This is a genomic window from Ruegeria sp. THAF33, assembly GCF_009363615.1.
Classification (GTDB): domain Bacteria; phylum Pseudomonadota; class Alphaproteobacteria; order Rhodobacterales; family Rhodobacteraceae; genus Ruegeria.
In genome coordinates, this window is the sequence record NZ_CP045384.1 from 3,327,501 (window position 1) to 3,354,049 (window position 26,549).

20 protein-coding genes, 1 tRNA gene, 2 rRNA genes and 1 pseudogene (1 of these 24 only partly in view) are annotated in these 26,549 nt (G+C 56.5%); 16 read left to right on the top strand and 8 right to left on the bottom strand.

Features of this window, described 5'->3' with window-relative positions:
- The 8 genes from FIU92_RS16665 to FIU92_RS16700 all read left to right on the top strand — a co-directional run.
- Positions 1-1,552 (top strand): 23S ribosomal RNA (locus FIU92_RS16665) (it extends 1,314 nt beyond the left edge of the window).
- 186 nt (positions 1,553-1,738) lie between these two features.
- Positions 1,739-1,853: ribosomal RNA gene (rrf, locus tag FIU92_RS16670) — 5S ribosomal RNA — on the top strand.
- Positions 1,854-1,970: 117 nt separating this feature from the next.
- A tRNA-Met gene (locus tag FIU92_RS16675) sits at positions 1,971-2,047 on the top strand.
- A gap of 527 nt (positions 2,048-2,574) precedes the next feature.
- The gene (locus FIU92_RS16680; RefSeq protein WP_152459682.1) at positions 2,575-4,242 is read left to right on the top strand and encodes a hypothetical protein; all 1,668 of its coding nucleotides are present in this window, start codon (positions 2,575-2,577) and stop codon (positions 4,240-4,242) included.
- Positions 4,243-4,394: 152 nt separating this feature from the next.
- Positions 4,395-5,906, top strand: coding sequence for a hypothetical protein (locus tag FIU92_RS16685; protein ID WP_152459683.1), 1,512 nt, complete (start codon positions 4,395-4,397; stop codon positions 5,904-5,906).
- On the top strand, positions 5,903-8,038 hold the full coding sequence (locus FIU92_RS16690) for a BadF/BadG/BcrA/BcrD ATPase family protein (RefSeq protein WP_152459684.1): 2,136 nt from the start codon (positions 5,903-5,905) through the stop codon (positions 8,036-8,038). The genes FIU92_RS16685 and FIU92_RS16690 overlap by 4 nt, the downstream gene beginning before the upstream one ends.
- Positions 7,989-9,179 (top strand): acyl-CoA dehydratase activase-related protein, encoded by a 1,191-nt coding sequence (locus FIU92_RS16695; RefSeq protein WP_152459685.1) that lies wholly within the window; start codon positions 7,989-7,991, stop codon positions 9,177-9,179. The genes FIU92_RS16690 and FIU92_RS16695 overlap by 50 nt, the downstream gene beginning before the upstream one ends.
- A gap of 178 nt (positions 9,180-9,357) precedes the next feature.
- The gene (locus tag FIU92_RS16700) at positions 9,358-10,659 is read left to right on the top strand and encodes an adenylate/guanylate cyclase domain-containing protein (protein WP_152459686.1); all 1,302 of its coding nucleotides are present in this window, start codon (positions 9,358-9,360) and stop codon (positions 10,657-10,659) included.
- 255 nt (positions 10,660-10,914) lie between these two features.
- On the opposite strand, the gene FIU92_RS16705 is transcribed toward FIU92_RS16700, so the two are convergent.
- The 3 genes from FIU92_RS16705 to FIU92_RS16715 all read right to left on the bottom strand — a co-directional run bounded on the left by FIU92_RS16705 (position 10,915) and on the right by FIU92_RS16715 (position 13,316).
- Positions 10,915-11,280, bottom strand: a complete 366-nt coding sequence (locus FIU92_RS16705; RefSeq protein WP_152459687.1) for a hypothetical protein — start codon at positions 11,278-11,280, stop codon at positions 10,915-10,917.
- Positions 11,281-11,391: 111 nt separating this feature from the next.
- On the bottom strand, positions 11,392-12,342 hold the full coding sequence (locus tag FIU92_RS16710) for an AraC family transcriptional regulator (protein ID WP_152459688.1): 951 nt from the start codon (positions 12,340-12,342) through the stop codon (positions 11,392-11,394).
- 107 nt (positions 12,343-12,449) lie between these two features.
- Positions 12,450-13,316 carry a branched-chain amino acid aminotransferase gene (locus tag FIU92_RS16715; RefSeq protein WP_152459689.1) on the bottom strand — a complete coding sequence of 289 codons (867 nt, stop codon included), beginning with the start codon at positions 13,314-13,316 and terminating at the stop codon, positions 12,450-12,452.
- A 160-nt stretch (positions 13,317-13,476) separates the two neighbouring features.
- Here FIU92_RS16715 and FIU92_RS16720 point away from each other — a divergent pair, with 160 nt between their 5' ends.
- The 7 genes and pseudogenes from FIU92_RS16720 (at position 13,477) to FIU92_RS16750 (ending at position 19,757) form a co-directional block, all read left to right on the top strand.
- Positions 13,477-13,989 (top strand): MarR family winged helix-turn-helix transcriptional regulator, encoded by a 513-nt coding sequence (locus tag FIU92_RS16720; RefSeq protein ID WP_152459690.1) that lies wholly within the window; start codon positions 13,477-13,479, stop codon positions 13,987-13,989.
- Positions 13,986-14,687, top strand: a complete 702-nt coding sequence (locus FIU92_RS16725) for a response regulator (RefSeq protein WP_152459691.1) — start codon at positions 13,986-13,988, stop codon at positions 14,685-14,687. Before FIU92_RS16720 ends, FIU92_RS16725 begins: the two co-directional genes overlap by 4 nt.
- Positions 14,688-14,755: 68 nt before the next feature.
- Complete coding sequence (locus FIU92_RS16730) at positions 14,756-15,682, top strand: histone deacetylase family protein (protein WP_152459692.1); 927 nt, start codon at positions 14,756-14,758, stop codon at positions 15,680-15,682.
- The gene (locus tag FIU92_RS16735; RefSeq protein WP_152459693.1) at positions 15,679-15,921 is read left to right on the top strand and encodes an exodeoxyribonuclease VII small subunit; all 243 of its coding nucleotides are present in this window, start codon (positions 15,679-15,681) and stop codon (positions 15,919-15,921) included. Before FIU92_RS16730 ends, FIU92_RS16735 begins: the two co-directional genes overlap by 4 nt.
- Positions 15,922-16,788, top strand: a complete 867-nt coding sequence (locus tag FIU92_RS16740; protein ID WP_152459694.1) for a polyprenyl synthetase family protein — start codon at positions 15,922-15,924, stop codon at positions 16,786-16,788.
- Positions 16,789-16,804: 16 nt separating this feature from the next.
- Positions 16,805-18,733, top strand: a complete 1,929-nt coding sequence (gene dxs / locus FIU92_RS16745) for a 1-deoxy-D-xylulose-5-phosphate synthase (RefSeq protein WP_152459695.1) — start codon at positions 16,805-16,807, stop codon at positions 18,731-18,733.
- Between the two features lie 289 nt (positions 18,734-19,022).
- Positions 19,023-19,757, top strand: a pseudogene (locus FIU92_RS16750) (IS5 family transposase).
- Here FIU92_RS16750 and FIU92_RS16755 read toward each other — a convergent pair.
- The 5 genes from FIU92_RS16755 to FIU92_RS16775 are packed head-to-tail and all read right to left on the bottom strand — an operon-like array spanning position 19,754 to position 25,517.
- On the bottom strand, positions 19,754-20,770 hold the full coding sequence (locus FIU92_RS16755; RefSeq protein ID WP_152459696.1) for an Ldh family oxidoreductase: 1,017 nt from the start codon (positions 20,768-20,770) through the stop codon (positions 19,754-19,756). The pseudogene FIU92_RS16750 and the gene FIU92_RS16755 overlap by 4 nt on opposite strands.
- Before the next feature lie 11 nt (positions 20,771-20,781).
- Positions 20,782-21,411: a DUF3726 domain-containing protein gene (locus FIU92_RS16760; RefSeq protein ID WP_152459697.1), complete on the bottom strand. Its 630-nt coding sequence runs from the start codon at positions 21,409-21,411 to the stop codon at positions 20,782-20,784.
- Entirely contained in the window at positions 21,408-23,096 is a 1,689-nt protein-coding gene (locus FIU92_RS16765; protein ID WP_152459698.1) for a hypothetical protein, read from the bottom strand. The genes FIU92_RS16760 and FIU92_RS16765 overlap by 4 nt, the downstream gene beginning before the upstream one ends.
- Positions 23,097-23,100: 4 nt before the next feature.
- Positions 23,101-24,075, bottom strand: a complete 975-nt coding sequence (locus FIU92_RS16770; RefSeq protein ID WP_152459699.1) for a membrane dipeptidase — start codon at positions 24,073-24,075, stop codon at positions 23,101-23,103.
- Positions 24,075-25,517 (bottom strand): aldehyde dehydrogenase family protein, encoded by a 1,443-nt coding sequence (locus FIU92_RS16775; RefSeq protein WP_172978516.1) that lies wholly within the window; start codon positions 25,515-25,517, stop codon positions 24,075-24,077. The genes FIU92_RS16770 and FIU92_RS16775 overlap by 1 nt, the downstream gene beginning before the upstream one ends.
- 103 nt (positions 25,518-25,620) lie before the next feature.
- Here FIU92_RS16775 and FIU92_RS16780 point away from each other — a divergent pair, with 103 nt between their 5' ends.
- Positions 25,621-26,505 (top strand): LysR family transcriptional regulator, encoded by an 885-nt coding sequence (locus FIU92_RS16780; RefSeq protein WP_152459701.1) that lies wholly within the window; start codon positions 25,621-25,623, stop codon positions 26,503-26,505.
- Positions 26,506-26,549 lie beyond the last annotated feature (44 nt).

Consider the following 26,549-nt stretch of genomic DNA (forward strand, 5'->3'; position numbering starts at 1 on the left):
TTCGATGAAGCCGGCCTGTGAGGGATCCGGTGGAGAGATCACTAGTGAGAATGATGACATGAGTAGCGACAAAGAGTGTGAGAGACACTCTCGCCGAAAGTCCAAGGGTTCCTGCTTAAAGCTAATCTGAGCAGGGTAAGCCGGCCCCTAAGCCGAGGCCGAAAGGCGTAGGCGATGGGAACTAGGTTAATATTCCTAGGCCAGGAGGATGTGACGGATTGCAGGTGTAGTTCAACCTTATCGGATTGGTTGGGCTGCTGAGCAGTTCCTGGAAATAGCCCTCCATCAGACCGTACCCTAAACCGACACAGGTGGACTGGTAGAGCATACCAAGGCGCTTGAGAGAACGATGTTGAAGGAACTCGGCAAAATACCTCCGTAAGTTCGCGAGAAGGAGGCCCGGTTCCTAGGCAACTAGGGGCTGGGGGCACAAACCAGGGGGTGGCGACTGTTTATTAAAAACACAGGGCTCTGCGAAGTCGCAAGACGACGTATAGGGTCTGACGCCTGCCCGGTGCCTGAAGGTTAAAAGGAGAGGTGAGAGCCTTGAATTGAAGCCCAGGTAAACGGCGGCCGTAACTATAACGGTCCTAAGGTAGCGAAATTCCTTGTCGGGTAAGTTCCGACCTGCACGAATGGCGTAACGACTTCCCCGCTGTCTCCAACATCGACTCAGCGAAATTGAATTGCCTGTCAAGATGCAGGCTTCCCGCGGTTAGACGGAAAGACCCCGTGCACCTTTACTACAGCTTCGCACTGGCATCAGGATTGTGATGTGCAGGATAGGTGGTAGGCTTTGAAACCGTGACGCCAGTCGCGGTGGAGCCTCCCTTGAGATACCACCCTTCGCACTCTTGATGTCTAACCGCGGTCCGTTATCCGGATCCGGGACCCTGCGTGGCGGGTAGTTTGACTGGGGCGGTCGCCTCCTAAAGCGTAACGGAGGCGCGCGAAGGTTGGCTCAGAGCGGTCGGAAATCGCTCGTTGAGTGCAATGGCAGAAGCCAGCCTGACTGCGAGACTGACAAGTCGAGCAGAGTCGAAAGACGGCCATAGTGATCCGGTGGTCCCGAGTGGAAGGGCCATCGCTCAACGGATAAAAGGTACGCCGGGGATAACAGGCTGATACTGCCCAAGAGTCCATATCGACGGCAGTGTTTGGCACCTCGATGTCGGCTCATCTCATCCTGGGGCTGGAGCAGGTCCCAAGGGTACGGCTGTTCGCCGTTTAAAGAGGTACGTGAGCTGGGTTTAGAACGTCGTGAGACAGTTCGGTCCCTATCTGCCGTGGGTGTAGGAGACTTGAGAGGAGTTGCCCCTAGTACGAGAGGACCGGGGTGAACGATCCACTGGTGGACCAGTTGTCGTGCCAACGGCAGTGCTGGGTAGCTATGATCGGACAGGATAACCGCTGAAGGCATCTAAGCGGGAAGCCCCCCTCAAAACAAGGTCTCCCTGAGGGCCGTGGAAGACCACCACGTCAATAGGCCGGAGATGTAAGCGCAGTAATGCGTTCAGTTGACCGGTACTAATCGCCCGATAGGCTTGATTTGATCCAGTAATGGAAAGACAAGACCAAAGCATACACCGACCTTGACAATGGATGATCGTGTCGCACCAAGCGACACTGTTGGTTGATAATTACAACCGTGCGGGAACGCGCATTCGCAAGCGAATACGCTGCCTCCCGCGCGTCGCCTTTTTGCAAAGCAAAAAGAGCGACGTGGGCTTTTCCTCGGTTTGGTGGTCATAGCGCAAGTGAAACACCCGGTCCCATCCCGAACCCGGAAGTTAAGCACTGCCGCGCCAATGGTACTTGGGCTTAAGCCCCGGGAGAGTAGGTCACCGCCAAACCTAGTAAAAGCCCACATCTCTCTAAACGATCAAAAAACAATACCCGGCCTTAAATAGCGCAAGCGATAGGCCAACCAAAGACCTCAAGTAGCGTAAGCGCTAGGTCACAAAAACTGTCGCGGGATGGAGCAGCCCGGTAGCTCGTCAGGCTCATAACCTGAAGGTCGCAGGTTCAAATCCTGCTCCCGCAACCAATAATTCCAGCAGACCGTTCGATCTATAAACAGTCCACTGGACTGTTCGCTAAACGATCAAACCTCGTCAGGCTCACAACCTGAAGGTCAGAGGTTCAAATCCTGCTCCCGTAACTAATTCTTAAAGCCACCGTTGGATCCACCAACAGTCCCTTAGACCGTTTGACCCGAAACTAATCCTCAATTGGCTAATAGATTCGAATTGGTTGAACGGTTGGTAGGCATCGATGAGTCAATTCCTATTTGGACCTGCCCACCGAGCGGAAACAAGGCTCTAAGCGACGGATTTAACTTCATTCGACTTTCGGTGTTAAAGAACTTTGCTTCCAACTCACATGAACTAACAGTAGAAATCACTGCTCAACTCGGTCTCGGCGAAGCGGCTTGCCGGGCTCAAAAATTGCAAAATTTTTCGAAAAACCTTAAACTCAGCAGATTAAGGTCAAAAGCCATTTCCGGTTTTTGACAGCAAAGTCATACGAATACAGAAAATTCTCGGCTGAAATTTATTTCGTGGAGCCAAAAATATGACTGGAAAAAACACCTTTATTGACATGCACACCCACCTGTTCACGGCGCGTTATTTGCCGTTGCACAGTATCTTCTACTTGTTCTTTTCAAAGTATTGGCTTTCGCTTGGATTGGCCGTTCTGGCGGTTCGTGTGACCCGCATGAGCGACTTCAGCAGACCCGCGACGGAAGAACCTGATCAGGATGATTTGATCGACGCATTGCTCAATCACGATGTCGACCAGCTTATGCGGGCCATTGCACATCCGGTTCGTGAGAAGATTAGAGAGTTTCAATCGACACCCAACCCCAGCCACCGGGATTGGAAGGACATAGAGGAGCTGATCCGAGCCCTGAACGATATTGACCATGATATCAACTATTCAAGGGCGGGCGACCTCCCAATAGGTGTTCAGCTTGTGGGCGGTGGCAGAATTTCTGACAGGTCCGCTTTTGGAGACAGTGGCACGGACCCTGATTTGCTGGATCGGTTTATGGCCGAGGCCTTCAGGGTCGCTGGTCAAAAAGCGGCAGAAAGCGATTTCTTTCATGAAGCTGAACACATGCGCTCAGGTGGGTTGTACAAACCTGGCTCTGATGCAGGCTTTCGTGCCGCAGGCATTCCAACCGATCAAACCGGTAGCATCTTTCAGTTGCTTGAATTCATTGTCATCATGACCTTGTCCGAGCGAAACCGGTTCAAAGCGCTCAAGAGGGATTTCAAGAAGAATGGTCAGCCGAGTGACCCGGAAGCCAGCCTTTTCGTGGGCGTCCTGCTGGATATGCACCGCGCCTTCGAAAAACTCAAGAAGCCTGGGATGCTTGGGTTCTTACCGCCGTATTTTGACTTCACCGAACAAATGGACCGGATGCAGTTGCTCGCGGCTGAGAACCCGAATGAATTGATCAATTTTGGTGCGGTTGACCCGTTTCGAGGCGGGAACTGGAAACAGATCGTTGATTCAGGCGTTGCACTCGGAATAACGGGCTACAAAATCTATCCGCCCTTGGGGATCCGCCCGATCGATATGCGCGGCTACCAGACCCCGGTCGCCTCTGGGCGAAGTCTGGACAAGTACAGAAAAAAAGCATCGAACCCTGCGCCCTACCCGATGGCACAGGCCAAGATGGGTGACATCATTCGCCATTTCTCCAGCCGCAACCTACGTTTGTTTGCCCATTGCAACCCGATGGGGTTTCAGGTGGAGGAAGGATACGGCATCTACTCCGATCCAGAGTTATGGAAGCACGCGATGGAGACCCACAATGCCCGGAACCTTTGGTTGTTCCTGGCGCATGGTGGTGGCGCAAAAGAAGTAGATTGGATGGGATGGGCAGCAACCAACAATTTCGAACAAACATTTGCCTATCGTGCTATTCGCTTGGTTGAGGAATTCGACAATGTTTATCTTGGCTTGGGTCATATTTTGGGAATTCTGGATCCAAAGCTTAAGACAAAGATATTCCAGCGGCTAAAATCAGTACTAGTGGGCAAGAGAACCAAGAACGCACCGCACCATTTCCGGGACAAAGTGTGTTTTGGAACGGATTGGGCGATGCCCCTGATGGTCGGCAGAACCCGTGAATACCTGATCGAATTTGACACGTTCTTCAGCGATCCACAGATCAGTCCTTGTGCACCAAACTTTTTTGAAGGGAATGCAAAAAAATTCTTGGGTATTTGATGGGTTTTCAGGCTGAGAGTGCCTGACCGGCGCCCAAGACAACCTGAATTTCCGATGGCCCTGTTTCAAGCGGATTCCCGGTGCAGGGGGCGGTTCAGGAATATTATATTGTGCATTGTAAATACATGTTATGTTGGTTGGGGGGTATTTTTATGAGTCGTATTTTGGAAGAGTCCTATAGGGCTTACGAACCTCGTCCTTTTACTGCGGATCAGCGCAAGGATGTCACCTTGTTGTTTGGTGGGGTCACATGGCGCGCCGAAAAACTGCTGGAAGGCCTGTTCAAAAGTGCGGGTTACAATGCGCAGCGCCTGCCTGATGTGACAGTTGAAGACTTGTACCTGGGACGTGAACTGGCGGATGTCGGACAGTGCTGCCCCACCGCCTTCACAACGGGCAACTTGTCGAGTTTTCTCAGAAACGAAGCCGAGGCTATCGGTGCTGACGAAGTGGCCGAAAAATATGTTTATGTGACCGCCGGAGCCTGCGGGGCCTGCCGTTTCGGTCAATATCACCAAAGCTATGAGCTTGCGCTGAAGAATCTGGGGCTCGAGGCGTTCAGGATGTTTCTGGTTCAGCAGCATGAAATCGATCAGTCGAAATGCAAAGACGCCGGTTTGCAGACTGATATTCACCTGCTGCTGAGCACGGCCTTGGGCATGATGGCAGCGGATGCCATTCAGGATCTGGAATACCAGCTGCGGCCCTATGAGCTAGAGCAAGGCGCGACCAACCGGGCGGCGCAGAAGGCGGTTTCCGAGATATACGACGCCATGTTGAGTAGGCCGAAGCAAATGCCGAAATGGGGATCGGTCCTGTGGCATTCGACGACCAGACGCTTTCTGAAGGCCATGAGGCGTGCACGCGACCACTTTGAAGACATCCAGCTTGATCGATTGAGGGTCAAGCCCATGGTCAAGATCACCGGCGAGTTCTATCTGGCCACCGCCGAAGGGGTGCAGAACTACAATATGCACAAATGGCTTGAAGGCGAAGGCGCCGAAGTGCAGCCGGCGCCGATGGTCGTATGGTTCGATTACCTGATGCGGTATGGCGGACAAAAGCTCAAGCTGGGCTTCGGGATAAAAGACAAAGCGCGTCAGAACTATGCTCTGTTGAAACTTGGGCAGCGCTTTTTCAGGTTCAAATACGATCAGATGCGCCGGATGCTTGGGGGCGTTCCCCGTCCGATGCCCGATCAGGACAAGCTGCGGAAACTGGCGGCTCCTTTTTTTGACAACATGATCAACGGGGGTGAGGGTGATTTGCTGATCGCCAAGGCGATCTGGGCGCATACCCAGCGAAAAGCACATATGATTTGCGAGCTGTCGCCCTATGGCTGCCTTCCAAACACAATGAGCATCGGCGCAATGGCGGCCGTACAGGGCCGGTATCCCGACATGCTGTATGCCCCAATCGAAGTAAAAGGGGACAGCGACGTACATGCTTTGTCGCGGTGCCAGATGGTGCTGGCGGACGCCAAGATCCGCGCGCAGGAGGAATTTGAATCTGCTCTTGCCGCCGCCGGGTTGACAGCGGACGAGGCCAGAAGGCGCGCCAAAGAGCATCCCAAGGTCAACACGCCATTTTGGAAAGTTCCCCATCGTGGCGCCGTGGGTACGGCATCCAATGTCGTGCTTGAGCTGGGAAATGCCACGTTGTGAAATTCGCTGGGGTAGATATTGGATCGACAACTGTAAAAGGCGTCGTGGTAGAAGATGGCGAAGTCATCTGGAAAGCCTATGGTCGTCACAAAACACGCCAGGCCGAGAAAACCCTTGAACTGCTGTCGCAGATGGAGCTGGAGGCCGGCCTGACCGCCGGTCGCGATGTTGTCACGTTTACAGGATCCGGGGCAGGGACACTGGCAGATCATGTGAACGCGCGGCAAATCCAGGAGGTTGTCGCCGTCGCCGCCGCCGTCGAAGCGTTGCATCCGGATGTGCATTTCGTGTCTGAAATTGGCGGGGAAGACATGAAGACGTTGTTCTTCACGCCAACCTCCGCAGGCAAGGCCAAGCAGGTCTATATGCAATCAGCGTGCAGTGGCGGTACGGGCACCTTTATCGAAAAGTCAGCACGAAAGCTGAATATTTCTCCGGACGAACTGACCACTCTGCCTTTCGATGGTCAAACTCTTCATCGGATCAGTGCCAAATGTGGGATCTTTGCTGAGACTGACGCAAACAGTCTGGTCAAGGCCGGAGTTCCCAAGACCGAAATCATCGCAAGCTTGTTTGACGCGGTCGTGCGGCAGAACCTGGCGACTTTGACAAAAGGCAACACCCCCACACCATCAGTGCTTTTGCTGGGCGGACCGAACATGTTCTTTCAAGGTCTTCAGCAGGCATGGGCAAGCCATTTGGCCGCGCTGTGGGACGAGCGCAATGTCGTATTGAAAGCTGGACAGAGCGTCACCGATGCTATCCTGGTCCCCGGCGACGCCTTGTACTATGCGAGCCTCGGCTGCGTCGAGATTTCTCGCCGGGAACAAAACGTATCCGGGGCCTATTCCGGCACGGATGGCCTGAAGTGGTGGGTTGAAACAGGCCAGCACGGTGAAAAGGCCAAAACCGGGCAAGAGGCCTTGGCCCGGAACGGTGAACTCGTCCGGTTCCTGAAGGATTTTACGCAACCCGTGATCCAGATGCCCCAGCCTGTTGCGGCCGAGACATATTATGTCGGGTGCGATTTCGGCAGCACCACGGTCAAGGCGGTGGCGTTGGACCGCGACGCGGAAATCAAGGCTTCGGTCTATCAGCACAGTCAGGGAAACCCGATCGAAGATGCCAAGTCCGTTTTCCGCAAGTTGCGTGATGCAGGGATCGAGAATATCGGCGCTCTTGGGCTGACGGGGTATGGGAAAGATCTGCTGAAGGATATTTTGGGGGCGGACGTTCCGGTGGTCGAGACGGTCGCACATGCGGCGGCTGCCATGCACATACATCCCGACGCAGACGCGATATGCGACGTCGGTGGGACCGATGTCAAAATCATGCTGTTGCGGCAGAAAGCGGTCGTCGATTTTCGGCTCAATTCCCAATGCTCTTCCGGCAATGGGGCGTTTCTTCAAGGCGTTGCCGAACGCTATGATGTCCGGCTTGAGGACTATGCCGAAAAAGCCTTCAGCGCCAAGCGGATGCCGAAACTGATGATGGGGTGCGGCGTGTTCCTTCAGTCCGACATCGTGAACCAGCAACGCAAAGGGTGGGCGGCAGAAGAGATTATGGCAAGCCTTGCCGCGGTCCTGCCTCTGAACGTTTGGGTCTATGCCGGGCAGTTTCAGAACCTCAAGGCCATCGGCCGGAAGTTTGTCCTGCAAGGTGGAACACATCGAAACCTGGCCGTCGTCAAAGCCCAGATCGATTTTATCAGGGGCAAAATTCCTGACGCAGAAATTACTGTGCACCCTCATGCTGGCGAGGCTGGCGCTTTGGGCGCCGCCCTTCTTGCGGTCGAACATGTGAACACCGGGCAAAAGTCCCGGTTCGTTGGGCACGACCGCGTCGAAGAATTGGAATATGTCAGCACTACCAACAGCAAAACCACCTGCAAGTGGTGTGCGATGAACTGTAGCCGGGCCTTTGTGGATGTTCAGATCCCCGGCGGTCGCGGCCGGGCAAACAGCAAGGTTCCTCTGGCGGAAGGGTGGGAGCGGGTGATTACCGGCAATTCCTGCTCGAAAGGATTGATTGAAGACGCAGCCGAGATGAAAGCGCGAAAAAAGCAAATCGACGAGGAAGCGAATGCCAATCCAAATATTGCAGAAAGCGTTCGCGAAGGCGCCTTTCGCTAAGTCCAAACCGCCCAAGCGGGATTTTCGGATCGGCATCCCTCGGGTCCTGAACCAGTGGTCGACGCACAGGTTTTGGACGACATTGTTCGTTGAACTGGGAATCAATCGCCGCAGTATCGTCTATTCGTCGGACACATCAGAAGTACAGCAGCTGAAATTCGGAAAAGGGCGCGGTGCTGTTGACTGCTGCTATCCTGTCAAATGTATGTCTGGCCATTATGGCGAATTGCTGAACGGGCAAAAGCGCCCCATTGATATACTGTTCGTTCCCATAATCCTGACTGTCCCATCCTTTTTGCGGGGTCATGTCCGGGAAAACATGGCCTGCCCGCGCGTCATTGCCGGCCCCGAAAGTACTCGGGCCGGCTTTCGGCGGGAAAAGGACGTGTTCAAGGAAATGGGCGTACACTATCTTTCGCCGGCCGTATCCTTGGCAGACCCACAAATTGCGACCCGGCAGTTGTACGATGCCCTGAAGGGCGTAATCACCGACTTGCGCATGACTGAACTGCGCGCGGCTGTTGCCACGGCTTACGATGCCCTTCAAGAGTTCGATCAGAGTCTGCGGCGGCAAAGTCTGGCGGTACTGTCCGAATGCGCCACGCAAAATCGACCTTGCATCCTAGCCTTGGGTCGCCCGTACCACATGGACACCGGAATTGGCCACGCCATTGAAAGCGAGTTGCAGGCCTTTGGTTATCCGATCCTCTGGGGTCAATATCTGCCATTGGACGCAGAGATACTGGACTGGTTGTACGGCGATCTGATCAAAGCCGGCCGAATTCAAAGCCCTTTTGACATTTCGGATATTTGGAAAACATCCCACAGCGCAAACACGAATGAACTTCTGTGGGCTGCACGCTATGGATCCATTATGCCCTGGATAACCTGTTCGATCCGGTTTTCCAGCTATGAATGCGGAATGGATCAGCCGACTTATTCGCCAGTCCAGGAAATCACCGAAGCGCTTGGAACGCTTTTCTTCGTGTTTCAGGATCTTGATGAGACGAAACCCGCCGGCTCTGTTCGAATTCGCGTGGAAACCATTGCTTACTATCTGGAACAGAAATCGCCGAATATCATTCAAAGCAAACTGGAGGCCCTGAAAACTGCACCACCTGAATTGCTGTTGCCAACTTGATCCATCGGTCGGTTTTCAAGGCAGTACGGCACCCGTTTGCGGGCACGAGGCCAAAAGCGGTTCAGCCTGTGTTGGCGCCGCGACGCGAAAGAGACTTCTGAACAAACAACCTGGGGCTTATCGACTAAGAAGCAGATTTGAGGGATATTTTGCATAGAGCTGGCGCGGGGGCGATGCTTTGCTTGAACACATTGTGGACTCTGAAAAACCCATCGACGATGGAAAAATAAGACGAAAGATGCAGGTTGTTAACGTTGCAGCCTTTATTGCGTCGCTTGGGTTTGGTTTCACAGCCTTCTACCAGTTCCAACTTGGACCAGACTGGAGATATCTTGCATGGGTGAACTTTGGGCTTGGCTTCGCGGCGCTGTTGACGATGACGCTGGATCGCTTCGGCCTTGAGGTCAAAGTCGCTTATTTTACAGTATGGTTATTCCTGTTCCTGGCCCATGACATCAGCGTCGGCAAAAACGGTGAAGATCACCTGGTCTTGCTTGTCGGCCCGCCCTTGCTTTTTTATTTTCTGGGGGCCGCATATTGGCGTTGGATCACTTTGATAACGATCCTCAGCGCAGCTTTGTTTATTTACATATCGCTTGTCGTTCCTTTGCACATACCGCCCGGCGAAACGATTTGGGATATTGTTACGCGATCATATCAAGACGGATTTGTTAGGCACCCTCAAGATGTTATTTTCATCGTGCTGATTTTGGGAATCGTCTCGGCGCTTTTTTTCACGTCCTATTCTGCAAACGCCGCAATAGATCGATACGAAGAAGCGTTGGAAAAGGAGTTCGCTGTTTCCGAGCGGCTGATAAATGTTCTTTTGCCTTCACGTATTGCCAAGCGCATCAAAGCGCACCCGGACAGGCTAATTGCTGAAAGAATTGATGACGCTACAATTCTGTTTTCTGATTTGTCTGGATTTTCTGAATTCGCGGCCGCCAATGGGGCAAGGGCGACGGTCAAATTGCTGGGCTCCGTGTTCTCGGCATTCGATGAACTGGTTTTGAGTTACAAGCTGGAGAAAATCAAAACCATCGGTGACAGTTACATGGTTGCAGGTGGTCTGGACCCCTCGGTCAAAGAGGCGCAACCGGATTCGGTTCGCATGGCGGCGTTGGCGATTGATATGATTGCGACGGTCGAGCGGGTGACAGACAATCTGCATCCAAAGGTGTCCCTGCGGGTCGGAATTCACAAAGGCCCGGTAATCGCAGGTGTAATCGGCGGCGACAAACCGTTTTTTGACGTTTGGGGTGATACAGTCAACATCGCCTCAAGAATGGAAAGCACCGGAGAGCCCGGGCGCGTTCAAATCTCACCCGAGGTAAGAGATGAGATAGCCGAATATGTGGATTGCGAGAGACGAGAGGTTATCAATATCAAGGGAAATGGCGAAATCCAACCGTATTGGCTGCTGAAAGTCCACGACAAACCTGCGACTTCACACTCGTCCGAGCGGCTCATCAAAGGCTGAAAACCTTATCTTCTCGGTGAAACGTTCCAATGTCAGTGCGGGTTCAATCAGTGACTGGAATGGGACGAACCTGGGTCAGCTGAAACAACGGACCGCTCGGAGGTAGCTGCGAGCCGTAGCCGGATGGCCTGTTGAGACGGTGAGAGCATGCCCTTGAAACCAGACCTTTTTTAAAAAACGAGCCGCCGGTTGGTGATCCCGGCGGCCCGGACTTGAAGCATTACAGTGAAACTGGGACAGCCGTAGTCAGCGGTTTCATGCAGCGACTTCCTGCTCGGGCGCGCTGAGCGAGATGACAAGCACCACGGCCGCACCGTTCAACCAATAAAACACCGCATCCAGTCCTGAGAACCCCAGAACGCTGGGTGCAAACAGGAAGGTGATGCCGACAATCAAGTCTACGGCCAGATGGAACTTGTAGGGAAGGACCCGCCAAATCCCAAGGTGGTGATCCGTCAGTACCGTCAGAACAAACGCGGCAACACCGGTGACAACCGACAGCCACAGGGCCAGGGGGTTGGATTGGCCCAATCCCAACAGGAACGGCAACGTCATGAGGGCAATGGCGACAGGGTAGTCGAGGTAAGCATGGACAGAGCGGGTAACGAAACGCAGGGACATGAGATCTTCCTTTTCTCAATCAATGATAAAGGGAAGGTAGGACGCCCAAGCCGAACGCTGAATTCCTGATCGTCTCTGATACTGTGCAGATCGTTCAGAAAACCTGGGGGATCAATGCATCGCTCGGTACGCAGCCGGTGACAGCCCAACCTGTTTCTTGAACACGCGTGAGAATGCCGCTTCGGAGGCATACCCAACCTCGGCCGCTGCATCTGCCACGTTCCATCGTGCCTCGGTCAGGCCGTGGCATGCGATCTGCATCCGCCAATCCGTGAGGTACTGCATCGGCGTAGTATCCATCTTTTCAGCAAAAAGCTGAGCAAAGGCAGTGCGCGACATACCCGCCACACGTGCCAAAGACGCGACGCTCCAGTCCTTGGCCGGGTCCTGGTGGAACGCGGTCAAGGCCCGCGAGATGCGCTGATCAGCAAATCCTGCCAATGCGGAATCCTGCGGGCTCTGACGCTCCAGATAGGCCCGGATCGCCTGAGCGAACAGGGCCTCGGACAGTTTCAGCGCGATAAGGTCTCCACCGATTCTTGCGCCTGAAACCTCAGAGCCGATCATGCGCAGGGTGGCTTCCATCCACGATCCGGCCTCTTCGCCATAATTCTCGATCAGGATATAGGGCGGCAGGCGGTCTATCAGCATATGCCCGGTGCCTTTTCGGCCGGCCGGGCCGGAAAAAGAGAAATGACCGCAGATCAGCTGTGTGTCCCGTTCCTCGTCATCACCGCCATAGACCAGCACGCCTTCGCCTGTGTAGCCCGCGCGCTCCAGCACCTGCTCCAGGGGCAATGCGTCCAACGGCTTGACCTCGGCACAGAGCAATGCGTGCGGCGCCCCGTGGGGGATCAGGATCAGGTCCCCCTGCCTCAACCGCAGCGTTTCGCCTGTGGTCGAGACATGAACCTTGAGCTCACCACGCTGCACAAAATGAAACCGCGCCACGTTTTCGAACCCCGGCACCTGAATTCCGAAGGGCGGTGTGAATGACGTGCGGAAGTAAAACGTGCCGCGCAGGGAAAGGCGGGTGAGAATATCGCTGAGAAGGTCCAACATGTGCCGAAGATACGCATTCTGTGCAATCCGTCCAGATGGCCGAACGGTTTGCACAAAAATTTGCACGTTTGGCAACAAAAAGCCCCCGACAAAGCGGGGGCAACAGCTTACGAGCGAACCAGTTTCTCGTAGTCTTCGGCGATTTGGCGGGTCAGGTCGCCGACCTCGAATGTATATTCGCCGATCTGTCCGACAGGCGTGACCTCGGCCGCGGTGCCGGTCAGCCAGCACTGTTCGAAGTCAGCCATTTCTTCGGGCTTGATGCGGCGCTCATGCACGGTGATGCCCTTGTCTTTCAGCATCTGGATCACCGTCTGGCGGGTGATGCCGTTCAGGAAGCAGTCTGCCAGCGGGGTATGCACCTCGCCATCCTTGACGAAAAACACGTTTGCGCCGGTGGCCTCGGCGACATATCCGCGCCAGTCCATAAACAATGCGTCCGAGCATCCTTTGGCCTCGGCCTTGTGCTTGGAAATGGTGCAAATCATGTAAAGACCCGCCGCCTTGGCATGGACCGGGATGGTTTCCGGGCTGGGGCGTTTCCATTCGGCGATGTCCAGCTTGGCACCCTGCATCTTGGCATCGCCGTAATAGGCGCCCCAAGGCCAGACTGCGATGGCCATGCGCACCGGATTGCGCGCCGAGGCCACGCCCATATCCTCGCCCGAGCCACGCCAGACCAGCGCCCGCACATACGCGTCCTGCAAACCGCTGGCTTTCAGCGCTTCTTCCTTTGCGGCTTCGATTTCATCAACCGAATAAGGCATCGGCATGTCCAGCGCTTCGGCCGAGGCGATCAGACGCTGGGAATGTTCGCGGCTTTTGAAGATCTTGCCGTTGTATGCGCGCTCGCCTTCGAATACCGATGACGCATAGTGCATTGCGTGGGTCAGAATGTGCACATTGGCCTCACGCCAGGGCACCAGCTTGCCATCCATCCAAATGGTGCCATCACGATCATCATACCCCGCCATGCGAAACCTCCTGAACCGGGTTGAGTTTTCGATTGTTGCGCGACTTAGGTCCGGTGCGGACATAATATTGCGCAAAAACTGCAATTCGATACCGCTCTACTCTTGGAATGTCAATAACGCTGACATAAACTCGGCCCGGTAGTAACGAATGAGGCATGATATGTCCGACATCCGTCCGGCCCCGCGTTATGGGGGCGAGAGCCTTTTGTTTTTGACCGATGAGCAATTGAGGCAGGGGATCGAGGCCATGTTCTTCGCCTATCGTGGCTTTACGGCTGATCCCGATCGCATCCTCGCAGAGATGGCCTATGGACGCGCCCACCACCGGGCAATCCACTTCATCAACCGCGCGCCGGGCACGACGGTCAACAATTTGTTGGCCATCCTTGGCGTAACAAAACAGTCGCTGAACAGGGTTTTGCGAACCTTGATCGAGGATGGTTTGGTGGAAAGCCGCGTGGGTACAGTGGACAAACGCGAACGCCACCTATTTCTGACAGAAAAGGGGCAGTCGCTGGAAACCACGTTGTCGGATGCTCAGCGGGCAAGAATGCGCGCCGCCTACAAGGATGCCGGTCCCGAAGCCGTGGCTGGATTTCGCAAAGTGCTTGAAGCAATGATGGATGCTGATATGCGTCATGCCTATACGAAACTTCGGGATACGACCACATGAGCGATATGGATGCCCATCTGCTGATTGTTGACGACGACGAGCGCATTCGTGATCTGCTCAAGAAGTTTTTGATGCGAAACGGGTTTCTGGTTACTGCGGCACGGGATGCGGCCCACGCGCGGCGCGTATTGTCGGGGTTGGATTTCGACATGATCGTCATGGATGTGATGATGCCGGGCGAGGATGGTGTCAGTCTGACCCGCGCTTTGCGGGAAACGCATACGACACCGATCCTGCTGCTGACCGCAAAGGGCGAGACGGAACACCGGATCGCGGGCCTCGAGGCCGGGGCGGATGATTACCTGGCAAAACCGTTCGAGCCGAAAGAGCTGCTGTTGCGGATCAACGCGATCCTGCGCCGGATGCCGGAAACGCCGGCAGAAGAAACCACGGCGAAGATCCTGAACCTCGGGCCCATCCGCTATGACATTGAACGCGGTGAGATGTGGCAGGGCGAAGATCCGGTCCGTCTGACCGCAACCGAAAGCCAGTTGATGAAGATATTTTCGGCCCAGCCCGGAGAGCCGATCAGCCGCGCCAAGCTGGTCGAGGACCTGGGGCGCGACAAAGGTCAGGCGCAGGAGCGCGCAGTGGATGTGCAGATCACGCGCCTTCGACGCAAAATCGAACAGGACCCCAAGCAGCCACGATATTTGCAGACTGTGCGGGGCGCAGGGTATATGCTTGCGCCGGATTGAGATGCCGCTGCGCGGCGTTTTTTGGCCTTCGGCGAGGATATTTGTAGTCAGATGAAGATGGGATCCCAATGACAACCGCCCTTTTGACCCACGCCGATTGTCTGGGCCATGTGACACCTGACGGGCACCCGGAGCGGGTGGCGCGGCTGGAGCATATTCTGCATGCGTTGGAAGCGCTGGAGCTGAAGCGGGTGACGGCTCCGATGGCTGCGGATGACGATCTTCTGCGCATTCACCCCGAGAGCTATGTTCGCGACATTCGGGCCGCGCGCCCTGCGGACGGGTTCGCACAGATCGACGGGGATACGCTCCTGTCTCCGGGATCGGTGGACGCAGCTTACCGCGCGGCGGGTGCGGTGGTGCGGGCCGTCGATCTGGTTTTAGGTGGTGAAGCCTCGAATGCATTCTGTGCCATTCGCCCGCCGGGGCACCATGCGGAAACCGAAACGGCCATGGGCTTCTGCCTGTTTGGAAATGCAGCATTGGCGGCGAAACACGCGCTGGACCATCACGGTTTGAAACGTGTGGCCGTGGTCGACTTCGACGTGCATCACGGCAATGGAACCCAGGACCTGTTGTGGGATGAAGCGCGGGCTTTGGTGATAACCAGTCAGCAGATGCCTTTGTGGCCCGGATCGGGCCGGCCCGAGGAAACGGGTGTTTACGATACGGTTCTCAACATCCCTCTGGCGCCCGACAGTGGTGGCGCCGAGATGCGTGCCGCCTATGAAACGAAGGCCTTTCCGCGCTTGCGGGCCTTCAGGCCGGAACTGATTATCATTTCCGCCGGGTTCGACGCCCATCAGGACGACCCGCTGGCCAATCTGAACTGGGCCACTGATGACTTCGCCTGGATCACCGCCGAGCTGTGCAGGATTGCCGACGAGGTTTGCGACGGTCGTATCGTCTCGACTCTGGAAGGCGGGTATGATCTGAACGCACTGGCCCAGGCCACACGCGCCCATGTGGAAGAATTGATAAAGGCAGCCCGATGACCCAGACTCCCGTAGACCAGATGACATTCGAACAGGCGATGAAAGAGCTTGAAGCCGTAGTTGGCCAGCTGGAACGTGGCGATGTCGCGCTGGATCAATCAATTGCGCTGTACGAACGCGGCGCGGCGCTGAAAAAGCGGTGCGAGGAGGAGTTGAAGCGCGCGGAAGAAAAAGTCGCAGCGATCACTCTGGACGCCAGTGGTCAGCCGACCGGTACGACGCCTGTTGAAGGTATGTGAATGTTCCCCGAAAGACTTGCGCAGGATGCTGCCAGCATTCAAAGCCATTTTGATCTGGTTTTGGGCGTGTTTGCAGACGTGGATGTCACCCGGGCCATGGCATATGCCACCCGAGGCGGAAAGCGGTTGCGCGGATTTCTGGCATTGGAAAGTGCCCGACTGCATGATGTTGAAGAAGACCGGGCGATCTGGCCGGCTACGGCCATAGAGGCGCTGCACGCTTATTCCCTGGTGCATGACGACCTGCCCTGCATGGATGACGATGACCTGCGCCGCGGGCGGCCCACCGTTCACGTAGAGTGGGATGAGGGCACGGCTGTTCTCGCCGGGGATGCCCTTCAGACGCTTGCTTTTGAACTTTGCACCTGTTCGCAGGTTGGGTCCGCAGACATTCGCGCAGACCTTGCCCTGACCCTGGCCAAAGCCAGCGGCGCACAAGGTATGGTGCTGGGACAGGCGCTGGACATTGCCGCGGAAACGGCCGCCGAACCGCTGTCGCTGGACGAAATCACGCGTCTTCAGGCCGGAAAGACAGGCGCCCTGATCGAGTGGTCTGCCTGCGTTGGCGCCGTTATGGCCCGATCCGATCCTGACCCGTTGCGCCGATATGCCCGGGCAATGGGTCTTGCTTTTCAGATCGCAGATGACATCCTTGATATTGAAGGCGATGCCCAAAAGGCGGGCAAGCGATTGCAAAAAGATACAGAGGCAGGGAAAGCCACTTTTGTTTCGCTTTTGGGTCTGCCTGCTGCCAAAGCCCGCGCAAGTGAGCTGGTGGAACAGGCCTGCGCCGCTTTGGACGGGTTTGGTCCGAAGGCGGAAACCTTGAAGGAAGCCGCCCGCTTCGTTATTGCCCGGGACAGCTAAGCCAGGAACGCGCCATATGTCTGACCGCCCCAATACGCCCCTGCTGGATCTTGTGAACCGCCCTGCGGATCTCAAGCAGTTCTCGGACGCGCAACTGCACCAGGTCGCACAGGAGTTGCGGGCCGAAACAATTTCGGCGGTTGCCGTGACCGGCGGGCATCTGGGGGCCGGCTTGGGGGTTGTTGAACTGACCACCGCCTTGCACGCCGTGTTTGATACGCCCCGAGACAAGATCATCTGGGATGTGGGTCATCAGTGTTATCCGCACAAAATCCTGACCGAACGACGTGATCGCATCCGCACATTGCGCATGAAAGGTGGGCTCAGTGGTTTCACCAAGCGCAGCGAAAGCCCCTATGACCCATTTGGCGCGGCGCATTCCAGCACGTCGATCAGCGCTGCTTTGGGCTTTGCTGTTGCGCGGGATCTGGGTGGTGTAACGCCCGAAGGGTTGGGCGACGCAATTGCGGTGATCGGCGATGGTTCGATGTCTGCGGGCATGGCCTTTGAAGCGATGAACAATGCAGGCCACCTGAAAAAGCGTCTGATCGTCATTCTGAACGATAACGAAATGAGCATCGCGCCGCCAGTTGGTGCGTTGTCCAGCTATTTGTCGCGTATCTATTCCGAAGAACCGTTTCACGATCTGAAAGCCGCTGCAAAAGGCGCTGTCTCATTGCTGCCCGAGCCGTTCCGGGAGGGCGCCAAGCGCGCCAAAGAGATGCTGAAAGGCATGGCGGTGGGCGGCACGCTGTTCGAAGAGCTTGGGTTTTCCTATCTCGGCCCGATAGATGGCCATGACATGGACCAGCTGCTGCCTGTTCTGCGTACGGTCAAATCAAGGGCAACCGGGCCGATTCTGATCCATGTATTGACGAAAAAAGGCAAGGGGTATGCCCCCGCCGAACAGGCCCGCGACAAAGGCCATGCCACGGCCAAGTTCGATGTGGTTACTGGGGAGCAAAAGAAGGCACCTTCAAACGCGCCCTCTTACACGTCTGTATTTGGCAAGGCGCTGGTGGATGAGGCCGCGCGTGACGACAAGATCGTTGCCGTGACCGCTGCGATGCCCGACGGAACTGGCCTCAACCTGTTCGCCGAGCGCTATCCGTCACGTTGCTTTGATGTGGCGATTGCCGAACAGCACGGCGTGACGTTTTCGGCTGCGCTTGCCGCAGGAGGAATGAAGCCGTTTTGCGCAATGTATTCGACCTTTCTCCAGCGTGGTTACGACCAGGTGGTACATGACGTGGCGATTCAGCGCCTGCCCGTACGTTTTGCAATCGACCGGGCAGGTTTGGTCGGGGCTGACGGCGCCACCCACGCGGGATCGTTCGACATTGCCTATTTGGCCAACCTGCCCGGTATGGTCGTCATGGCTGCCGCTGACGAGGCCGAGCTGATGCATATGGTGGCGACCGCCGCCGCGCATGACGAAGGCCCCATAGCGTTCCGCTATCCGCGCGGCGAAGGTGTCGGGGTCGACTTGCCCGAACGCGGTGAGGTTCTGGAGATCGGCAAGGGCCGCGTGATACGGGAAGGTGCGCGGGTTGCTCTGCTTTCATTCGGTACACGTCTGGCAGAGGTTCAGAAGGCGGCGGAATCTCTTTCAGCCAAAGGCATAACGCCCACGATTGCCGACGCTCGTTTTGCCAAACCTCTTGACCGTGACCTGATCCTGGACCTGGTGTCCCGCCACGAGGCGTTGATCACCATAGAAGAAGGGGCCGTTGGCGGTTTTGGCAGCCATGTCGCTCAACTTTTGGCGGATAAAGGTGTATTTGATCAGGGGCTGAAATACCGCTCGATGGTTTTGCCTGATATCTTCATCGATCAAGCCAGCCCCGCGGACATGTATGCGGTGGCCGGCATGAATGCCGAGCATATCGAAGCGAAAGTTCTGGACGTTCTGGGTGTCGCCTCGATCGGAGAGAAACGCGCTTAGCGCGCCTGTCGGCAGGGCAGCGGACGTTGCGAGGACCGAAATCCGTTTGACTTGGATTTATCTGGTGCCGCTGAGGGAAATCCAAAACCAAAATCTTGGAGCGCCACGGAACACTCATGTTTTCTGACCATACCTAAAATACGTTTCTATGTTTCCCGCTATTCCGTTCTGCACCACTATACCCCATAGCTAGGCTCAGGATGCATTATTTTTCGCTGCGCTGCGTGACTCACGGCTCCCAGAACGGAGCGGAGACATGAGCGATCTTTATTGACGAACCGACGCGCAGATGGCGAAGCTTGTCCCATTTTTCCCGAAGTCGCACAGCAAGCCCCGGGTTGATGACAAAAGGGTTTTGAGCGGTATTATCTTCATCAATCGCAATTGTTTGCGCTGGTGAGATGCCCCGGAAGCTTACGGACCGCACAAAACGCTTAACAGCCGATGGACGCGTTGGAGCGAGAAAGGCATCTTCGCACGGATCATGTCTGGTCTGGCCGCCCAGCATGGCGAAGAGACGACAGTCATGATTGACGCGACCTATCTAAGAGCACACTGCATTGCCACCAGTATGGCCGCAAAAAGGGGGCGTGGCCGACTGATCGGTAGAACCAAGGGCGGCATGAATACCAAGCTGCATGCTATCTGTGATAGCGAGGGTCGCCCGTTCAACCTGTTCGTTACGGCCGGGCAAATCAGTGAATAAATCGGTGCTCGGGCTCTGCTCAGCAGCATACCAAACGTGAATTGGCTTCTCGGGGATCGTGGTTATGACGCCGACTGGTTTCGAGAAGCGTTGAAAGACAAAGGGATACGCGTCTGCACCCCCGGGCGAAAGCAGCGAAAGACGCCTGTCGAGTACGACAAGCGCAGATACAATCGGCGAAACCGCATTGAGATTATGTTTGGCAGGCTTAGGGACTGGAGGCGCGTGGCGAAACGCTATGACCGTTGTCCCAAGGTCTTCCTATCAGCCATCGCACTCGCGGCAAACCTCATCTACTGGTTATGGGTCCTGACCTAGCCTGAGCCCAAAATTGCTTCAATCTTTGACAGGGTTGCGGAGTTCACTGCGACTCCCGCTTTGCTTGACGAAAGCCGGCTCTTGCGGCGGCCATCACCGGGCAGATGCGCGCCGTCCTGAGATCTGATCGACTCAACCAGAGTTGCCATGGCGTTTGAAAACAAACCTGCGGACGACGCCACGGGATCAATCGCAATGAAGAACTGCCCCGTTTTCGGGGGGCCACCGGCCGTTCCGGAAAAAGGCGATGCGTTCAACCCAAGTGTCGATCCGGTAAGGGCTGCGGCCATGACTTCGGTCAGCAAAGCAACACCCACGCCCTTGTAGCCGCCCGAGGGGGCCATGCTGCCTTTCAGTCCAACGTCAGGATCCGTTGTAGGGTTGCCGTCAGCGTCCAGCGCCCATCCGACGGGAATGGCCTTGCCTTCCCTTGCATGCTTCATCACTTCGCTTTTGGCGATGGTGCTGGCGCTCTGATCTATCAGCAGTGCGGGTTGACCATCTGTTCCCGGTGCAGCGATCGAGAACGGATTGGTCCCGACGACAGGTTTCGATCCGCCCGAAGGTGCGATGGATGCTGGCGCATTGGTGAACCCCAATCCGACCAGCCCTGCCTGGGCCAGCCGATACGTGTGATAGCCCAGCACACCGCAATTGTAGCTGTTTGTAATCGCCAAAGCGGCGATGCCCTGTTCCTGTGCCGCTGGGATCAGCGCCTCGAAACCCAGATCAATGGCCGAATGTGCAAACCCGGTTTTGGCATCGACGCGGATGAGGCCCGGACGCGGGGTTTCAAGGGCCGGTTTTGCCTGACCGTCCACCTTGCCGCATTGAACATGCTCGCAATAGATCGGGATATACGCCAGCCCATGGCTGGCCACACCGTCTGCCTCGGTCGCGGCTGTGGCAACAGCCAAAGGGCGCGCGTTTTCTTCGCTTGTGCCGGCGGCAACCAGCGCATTGAATGACAGCTCTTCGATTTCGGCAAGCGAGAGGGTTCTGGTTTCGGTCATCGGGTGGTCCTTCAATCGTTGTCTGACAAGCCTGAACCAGCGCCAAGCAGCCGGGATTCTTCAGTTGCGGGGGCATAGGTGCGATGCGCCACAGTGTTGAGGAATTGCCACGCCCCCGGATCCGGGTCAGCGCGGCTGTGCAAGGAACGGGTGGGTCTGATGCGGCCGGTTTCGGTTATCCCGACGCGATTTGCCCTCTCCATTCCGAAATCGCCACAGCTGAGATGAACACCATCAGTGGTCGCTGAAACCCCGTCCAATGTGATTTCCAAAGTCGATTTCCGCTTTTTCGCCATGGTGGCGACAAAGGGCAGCAACAGAAGAGGAGCGGCAACATTGGAAATCAGAACTTTGCCTTGCGACAGGGCGTCCGGGAAATCTGATAATGCTGATCCGGTCATAAGGGGACACAGATCCCGGGCGCCGGACCACACGCCGTCCCGGGCCTCTGGGATGTGATGTTCCAGGTGCGGCGCAAATTTCTGCTTAAGCAACTGGGCCAGGATCGCAGGCCCGTCAAACCCCTGGACGCACAGCCATCGGGTTGCTTTCGCAGCTTCTTCCGCCACACCCCAGGCATATCCAGCCCCACGGGTTGCGCGTTTGGCGGTGGCTTCCACTTCGTTCAACGAGAAGGTCATTGCGCAACCTCCGGATAAACCCAAAGATCGGCGTTCGCGGTGTTCAGCTCTTCCGGGTAGGGCGCGCCCGCATACATGCAGATACGCACCCACCGATCCGAACGCGGGTCGAAATGCGTCGCCCCAAAGAAGGACAGTTTGGCGCGCAGCATATCAATGGGCATCACCTGCGCGCTGATCGTGTTGTCTCGAATTTCACCGTAGGGAGCGATACGGCTGATTTGCGCGCGGCGCACGCTGTGGCGGTGTTCCGGATGGCGCAACAGAAACTCTGCTATCGGAGCGTCATCTAGCCAGTTCTGCAACGCTTCGAAAGCCAAGGTTGCATCCCGCGCCGGTGCAAGAGGTTGTTCATAATCCGAGATCGGCTCTTCGAACCGCTCGCCCAGCCGGGGTTCCAGCTTTTCTTCGGATACGTACCAGGCCCGCGCGCAGTTTTCGGCGGCGGCCCAATCAAGGTTCAAAGCCCAATCAAAGCTGTTCCGGATCAACGCACGCACCGCTGATACCGGCATGGTCCCATCAATCACCTGTGCAGAGGCGTCGGTGTCTGCCATGCAGCTCGCAAGCCCGTCAACAAGCGCGCCGTAAGGTTCAAGGATCAAAGAGGCCAGCAGCTCCTGACCTTCTTCGGTCAGCGCGGTTTCGGACCAAAGGATCAGACGGTTCCAGGGGTGATTCTGTGTCAGATCATCCTTGGCCAGGTATTTTTCGATTTCTTGCAGATCCGAATTCAGCGCCGCCAGCTTTTCCATCTGCACCGGGTGTTCAGATCGCCACCAGGCGATTGACTGTTTGCAGCGTGCAAAGACATCGCAAAAGACACGTGCCTCATCCGCCGAAGCCACATCAATGGACCGAACGCGCGAGATCGCCTCCTCGCGCACTATGATCCAGTTGTTGAACAGTACCGGGTGATTGACGATGAACGGTGCCATACCCAGGCCGGTCGAATTCCCGATACCCAGCCAGCGCGCGATGTCCGGATCAAGCTCTGCGGTCTGGTCTCGGCCTTTGACCCATGCCATGTGCTGTACCAGATCGCGCACAAAGGCGCGGGTCAGATAGACCGACAGCATCTCGATCTGGAACGGACCGCTGACTTCGGACCGGCCGGCTGTCTTTTCGCGGTCCGCCGCGCCGAATTTGCCCGAACCATAAACGGCCGTGGTCCGCATCAGATAGCCGACCTTGTAGATCTGTTCGAGGTCGGGTTGCCGTCCCGCAGCAAGCTGATCCACCACATGAGCCCAAAGCCGTACGGAACGGTTCGCCCGCGACAGGGACAGTTCGGCTTCGCTGACGCGTCCGGCTTCTTGCAACGGAACATTCTGCGACAGACGATCGATATCCTCCGCCGTTGGAATGCCGTCAAACAAGGTAAAGGTGGCATCCCAGGCCTCGGCAATCACCCGGTCCGATCGTTGATCGGGTGGCAGGTCATGGGCAAAGGCGACCAGCGAATAGGCCCGATCGGGGCCTTGCGCGGTATAGACCGCATGGCCCACACCCTTGTTGTCAATTTCGAACGCGGGGCGCGAAAAGCTCCAGTTTTCTTCGGCCATGCGACGCGTCAGCTGCCGCATAAAGCTGAGCCGACATTGGTGCAACGATCCCAAACGTGACAGCCGCATGACCGTGGATGGGTCACGTCTGGCGATCTCTGTCTGCGCGTGTGGTTCCATTTAGTTACCTTTGTGGGGCGAAGTTCTCGGCAAAGAACCGATACCAGTTCCCGCCCATGATCCCGGCCACTTCGTCATCGTTCAGGCCGGTCGCGCGTAACCCTTTTTCGATGTTGCCAAAGTCCCGGTTGTCCTGGAACCAACCCGGCATCGGTGGGAATCCCGGCGCCGAGGCCGAGCCTTCGCCATAGTCGATCTCTTTTGTCCAACGCCCCACACGCATCCATTCCACGACGCTGTCGGGCTGATCCTGACACAGGTCGGTGCCGATCCCCAGATGTTCGGCCCCGTATTTGTCGGCAGTGCGGGCGATCATTTCGCAAAAGCTCTCCAGCGTGCAATCGGACTTGTCTTTCAGGTGGTGAGGGTAGACCGAAAAGCCCAGCATCCCACCTTTTTCCGTTACCGCGCGGATGACGTCATCCCGCTTGTTGCGCAGGGCCGGGGACCATTCGTGCGGATTGGCGTGTGTAATCGCGATGGGCCGGTCCGAGATTTCAGCCGCCTCGATCGTGGAGCGGTCCGCCGAATGGCTCATGTCGACCACAAGGCCCACACGGTTCATCTCTTTGATGACCTGCTTGCCCATGCGGGTGATGCCGGTGTCTTCGGCCTCGTAGCAACCGGTCGCCAGCAGGGATTGGTTGTTGTAGGTCAGTTGCATGAACCGCGCGCCCAGATCGTGCAGGATTTCGACCAGCCCTATATCGTCTTCAATGGGCGACGGGTTCTGAAACCCGAAAAACACGGCGGTTCGGTCCGTTTTACGGGCCGTGTCGATATCGCTGACCCAGCGGCCTTTCATGATCAGATCCGGGTATTGCTCGAACCAGCGGTTCCATTTCTCGAAATTCAGAACCGTTTCGCGGAAATTCTCATGATATGCGATGGTGACGTGGATCGCGTCCACGCCCCCTTCGCGCAACTGGCGGAAGATCTTTTCCGACCAGTTGGCATATTGCAGGCCATCGATCCGCATCAGACGGGGCCTGCGCTGATATAGGCGGTTTTGACGGTCGTATAGAATTCAGCCGCCGCCTTTCCCTGTTCGCGGGGTCCGTACGAGCTGTCGCCCCGGCCACCGAAAGGCACGTGGTAATCGGTGCCAGCGGTGGGCAGGTTGACCGTCACAACACCGGTGCGCGCGTTGCGGCGGAAATGCGTGGCGCGGGCCAGCGATTTGGTCACGATGCCCGAGGTCAGGCCGAAATTGGTGTCGTTCACAACGCTCAGCGCCTCGTCATAGCTGCCGACCTTGATGACGCTGGTCAGCGGTGCGAACATTTCTTCGCGGTTGATGCGCATGTCGTTGGCGGTGTTCAGGAACACGCCCGGCGACATGTAGAAACCGTCATGGGGCATCTCCAGCCGCTGACCGCCACAGGCCAGCTCGGCGCCTTCGGTTTTGCCCAGTTCGACATAGGCAAGGTTTTCATTCAACTGCTGCTGGCTGACGACCGGACCCATCTGAACCCCGTCCTCCAGCGCGTGACCCACTTTCATTGCCTGCGCACCGGCAACCAATTTTTCGACAAAGGCATCATGGATGCCCGCGTGAACCACCAGACGCGACGAGGCGGTGCATTTCTGACCGGTGCCGCCAAAGGCCCCGCCCAGTGCCAGCGTCACCGCAAGATCCAGATCGGCGTCGTCCATGACAGTCAGCGCGTTTTTGGACCCCATTTCCATCTGCACCTTGGTCAGGTTCTGGATCGCCGCGGCGGCAATGCCTTTGCCCACGGGCACCGATCCGGTGAAGGAAATCGCATTAACCTTGGGGCTTTCCACAAGGCGCTGACCGATGGAACGGCCCGAGCCCATCACCAGGCTGAAAAGACCCTTGGGGATGTCTTGCCGCGCGATGATTTCGGTCAGGGCCACGGCCGAGGCAGGGGTGATGTTGGCGGGTTTCCAAACAACCGCGTTGCCATAGCAAAGCGCCGGGGCGATCTTCCACGAAGCCGTTGCGGTGGGGAAGTTCCACGGGCTGATGATGGCAACCACGCCAACAGCCTCGCGGCGCACGTCAACCTCGATGTCCGGGCGCACGGAATCGGCGTTTTCTCCGATCTGTCGCAGACATTCGGCCGCATAGTAGGTGAAGAACTGACCTGCGCGGTAAACCTCGCCCTTGCCCTCGGCCAGCGGTTTTCCTTCTTCACGGCTGAGCAGAGTGCCGAGCTCCTCGGCGCGGGCCATCAGTTCGTTGCCGATGGCGTTCAGCACGGCCTGCTTGCGCTCCAACCCATAAGCCGCCCATTCCACCTGGGCCGCGCGCGCCTGATCCAGCGTTGTCTCAAGCTGATCAGCACTGGCCTGCGCGAATATGCCGACCAGATCGCTCAGATCCGATGGGTTGCGGTTTTCGATTTCGCTTTCGCCGGCCAGCCATTCGCCGGCAATCAGATTCAGTTTGGTCACGTCAGGCCCCAAATTCGCAAATTTCAGTTTGCGAAAGAATGGAACTTGCCGGCGACATCAGTCAAACTCAAATAACTTTAGAAAACTTCAGAAAGATTGAAGCATGGCCGTGAAAGTGGAAATGCTGCGGTGCTTTTGCACTGTGGCCCAAACCGGAAACCTTGCCGAGGCAGCCAGCCGTTTGGGCCGCACGCAATCCGCGGTCTCAATGATGTTGAAACAATTCGAGGAGCATCTTGGAAAGAAACTGTTTGAAGGCGAACGGAAAAACCACCTTTCACCGCTGGGTCAGCAAGTTCTCGACCTCGCAATCAAACAGGTGCGGGATTTTGATCAGGCCGTTCAGAACATTGAACTGGCGGCACAGGCCGAGCATGGGCTGATCCGTATCGTATCGGTGCCGTCCGTGGGGGCGTTGGTCTTTCCTGCCCTGCTGGATCATATGACGTCTCGCTTTCCCGGCCTGAAGATCGAGCTGCGCGACGGAGATTCGCAGCAGGTTCTGGATGCGGTTGCCGGCGACACGTCTGATATCGGGATAGCGTCAGGCCACTTTCCGCTGAATGGGGTCAGTGCAGAGCCGCTGTTTCAGGACCGCTTTGGTTTGGTTGCAGCATCCGATCATCCGCTGATGACACGGGCCGAACCGCCAGCCATTTGCGATCTGGTGGCTCAGCCTTTCGTGCGAAACGCCTTGTGTGACTTTATCGAGTCCGCGCCTTTCCGAGAGATTTTGAACAGGGCCGAGGTCACCATTCACAACACGCATTCCCTGATCACGACTGTCAGGGCAGGCCAGTGGATCACGGTCCTGCCGCAGACCGTCGCGCAATTCATTCCGGACGCAGTCGCCTTTCGTCCGATTTCGGATTTGCCGGACAGGCGCGAGGTGTATCTATACGTTCGGGAAAGGTCGCGATTCCGAGAAATCTCGGAGGCCTGCCGTTCATTTGTCCTGTCGAGTGGATTTGGAAATTCAAGCCTGTGAATGCATCAAAAGGGGATTAACTCTGCTCAAAATCATAAATTAAT

Coding starts and splice junctions, on each gene's coding strand:
- FIU92_RS16720 (WP_152459690.1), top strand. CDS start 13,477: ATGTCCGACATCCGTCCGGCCCCGCGTTATGGGGGCGAGAGCCTTTTG.
- dxs (WP_152459695.1), top strand. CDS start 16,805: ATGTCTGACCGCCCCAATACGCCCCTGCTGGATCTTGTGAACCGCCCT.
- FIU92_RS16760 (WP_152459697.1), bottom strand. CDS start 21,411: ATGACCTTCTCGTTGAACGAAGTGGAAGCCACCGCCAAACGCGCAACC.
- FIU92_RS16705 (WP_152459687.1), bottom strand. CDS start 11,280: ATGTCCCTGCGTTTCGTTACCCGCTCTGTCCATGCTTACCTCGACTAC.
- FIU92_RS16730 (WP_152459692.1), top strand. CDS start 14,756: ATGACAACCGCCCTTTTGACCCACGCCGATTGTCTGGGCCATGTGACA.
- FIU92_RS16680 (WP_152459682.1), top strand. CDS start 2,575: ATGACTGGAAAAAACACCTTTATTGACATGCACACCCACCTGTTCACG.
- FIU92_RS16695 (WP_152459685.1), top strand. CDS start 7,989: ATGCCAATCCAAATATTGCAGAAAGCGTTCGCGAAGGCGCCTTTCGCT.
- FIU92_RS16780 (WP_152459701.1), top strand. CDS start 25,621: ATGGCCGTGAAAGTGGAAATGCTGCGGTGCTTTTGCACTGTGGCCCAA.
- FIU92_RS16725 (WP_152459691.1), top strand. CDS start 13,986: ATGAGCGATATGGATGCCCATCTGCTGATTGTTGACGACGACGAGCGC.
- FIU92_RS16755 (WP_152459696.1), bottom strand. CDS start 20,770: ATGACCGAAACCAGAACCCTCTCGCTTGCCGAAATCGAAGAGCTGTCA.
- FIU92_RS16765 (WP_152459698.1), bottom strand. CDS start 23,096: ATGGAACCACACGCGCAGACAGAGATCGCCAGACGTGACCCATCCACG.
- FIU92_RS16770 (WP_152459699.1), bottom strand. CDS start 24,075: ATGCGGATCGATGGCCTGCAATATGCCAACTGGTCGGAAAAGATCTTC.
- FIU92_RS16735 (WP_152459693.1), top strand. CDS start 15,679: ATGACCCAGACTCCCGTAGACCAGATGACATTCGAACAGGCGATGAAA.
- FIU92_RS16740 (WP_152459694.1), top strand. CDS start 15,922: ATGTTCCCCGAAAGACTTGCGCAGGATGCTGCCAGCATTCAAAGCCAT.
- FIU92_RS16710 (WP_152459688.1), bottom strand. CDS start 12,342: ATGTTGGACCTTCTCAGCGATATTCTCACCCGCCTTTCCCTGCGCGGC.
- FIU92_RS16685 (WP_152459683.1), top strand. CDS start 4,395: ATGAGTCGTATTTTGGAAGAGTCCTATAGGGCTTACGAACCTCGTCCT.
- FIU92_RS16715 (WP_152459689.1), bottom strand. CDS start 13,316: ATGGCGGGGTATGATGATCGTGATGGCACCATTTGGATGGATGGCAAG.